Source organism: Rhizobium giardinii bv. giardinii H152 (genome assembly GCF_000379605.1).
GTDB lineage: Bacteria > Pseudomonadota > Alphaproteobacteria > Rhizobiales > Rhizobiaceae > Pararhizobium > Pararhizobium giardinii.
The window spans coordinates 1-1,809 of record NZ_KB902737.1 but is presented as its reverse complement, the minus strand read 5'-3'; the positions used below and the strand labels follow the sequence as shown (position 1 = coordinate 1,809).

The following is a 1,809-nucleotide window of genomic DNA, read 5'->3' as shown; positions in this document are numbered from 1 at the left end:
CGAACGAAGTATTCTATCAAGACGGTCCTGGTCGCGGGTCTCGCACTCCCAAACCACAACTACATTCCAGCCGGCGAAAGCCAGAAGCTCGTAATTGCGGCTATCCCTTGCCACGTTTGCCTCGAATTTGGCATTCCAGAACTCGGTTCTTGATTTGGGAGTGGAGCACATACGGCAGTTAGCATGGCGGTGCCAGAAGCATCCATTGACGAACACAACGGTTTGCGATTTCCGGAGCACCAGATCCGGCTTTCCAGGAAGGTTCGCCTGATGCAGCCTGAATCGCAACCCAAGGCCATGGACCGCTTTCCTGACGACGACCTCTGGCTTCGTATGCTTTCCCTTGATACGGGCCATCAAAGCGGAACGCTCAGGTGTTATCGAACTGGAACTGTTTGGCGACAAATCACCCATCAAAGCATACCATCTGAACTTAATGCGAAAGCCAGATAAGCCAAATTTTCAACTGGATTATGGCGTCGCGGATGCAACCTCGTTCAGATGGATCTTGACCGATCGAGCTATCGCCTGAGCCAAGAGGACAGGCACGGCGTTTCCGATCATTCGACCCATCTTTTTGAACTGGATTGGCTCGCCAGGCGGGGCAAACGCATACTTCGGAGGAAATGATTGAAGGATTGCGCCCTCTCTGAGCGACAAACCCCGATCCTGCTCGGGATGTCCGAACCTTCCATTCCCGAACCCGAAGAACTGCGTGGTGATCGTAGGTGAAGGGTCGTCCGCGGTCATCCTCCCGTAGACGGAGACATAGCCGTCACCGCTCTTGTTCTGGTGACATTTGGCGACCAATTTGTCGTCCCAATCCTTCCACGATCCTCCCGGGCGGGATGCTCTTATTCGCTTCAGATTGATCTCGGAGAGACGGCTTGCCCTATGCATCGGATCGCGCTCATCGATCTCGCCGGCCTTCAAGACCGGAAGATCGCCGATAGCCTCCCTCACGGTGGAATAGGAATCGGGCGTGTGCGTTGGAGCGATGAAGCGGATCGGCCCTAGCCTGGATGCGACCAGCACGAGCCTCGACCGACTTTGCGCGACACCGTAATCAGGAGCGTAGATAACCCGCTTGTCGACTGAATAGTTGTGCTTCTCCAACATCTTCAAGAAGCGGTCGAACACTTTTCCACCTTGGAAGGCGAGCAGCCGGGGAACGTTCTCCATCGAAACGATGTCGGGTTCGATGTCGCATATCAGCTCCGCGAACTTTTCGACGAGTTTGTACTTTGGGTCCTCGTTTTTCTGATTGTAACTCGAAAAAGGCTGACATGGAGCGCAACCGACCAATATCTTCGGGCCAGATGGTGAAAACATCCCCGCGAGCTCGGAAGCAGTTAGGGATGCGACGTCCCTCTCGAAGAACGGCGCACTATTATTGTGTTCATACGCAAACCGGCAACTGGCATCGACGTCTATTCCCGCTGCGACATTGAAGCCTTCGAGGTGGAATCCATGGGTCAGGCCTCCTGCGCCACAGAATAAGTCAACAACCGAACCTGAAACGCTAGAGCTACTATCGACGACGCGACTTGATCTGTCAGGTTCATGGTGGGTGATATTCTGCAATGTCTGTCTTCCTCGGATCGCGGACCAATCGGCCGTCCCCGCTGGAGGGGTCAAGTGGCATGTGCCTGACGTTATATAATTTCGATGATTTTCGCAACTCTATTGAATACGTGATTCGTCTTTATAAACATGAGTTTACCGAAAGCATGATGCGGTGTTGGCGAAGTTGCGGCGACAGTTGAAGTGCGGCAGGGCGGGCAACGTCGGTTTGATATTCCGAGATCG

Annotated in this window: 2 protein-coding genes; both read right to left on the bottom strand. The window is 53.7% G+C overall.

Annotation, left to right across the window (positions count from 1 at the left end):
* A partial coding sequence (locus tag A3AY_RS38450) for a very short patch repair endonuclease (RefSeq protein WP_083926078.1) occupies window positions 1-414 on the bottom strand: 414 nt, incomplete at its 3' end.
* A gap of 57 nt (window positions 415-471) precedes the next feature.
* Window positions 472-1,584 (bottom strand): DNA cytosine methyltransferase, encoded by a 1,113-nt coding sequence (locus A3AY_RS0131830; protein WP_018329718.1) that lies wholly within the window; start codon window positions 1,582-1,584, stop codon window positions 472-474.
* Window positions 1,585-1,809: the final 225 nt, after the last annotated feature.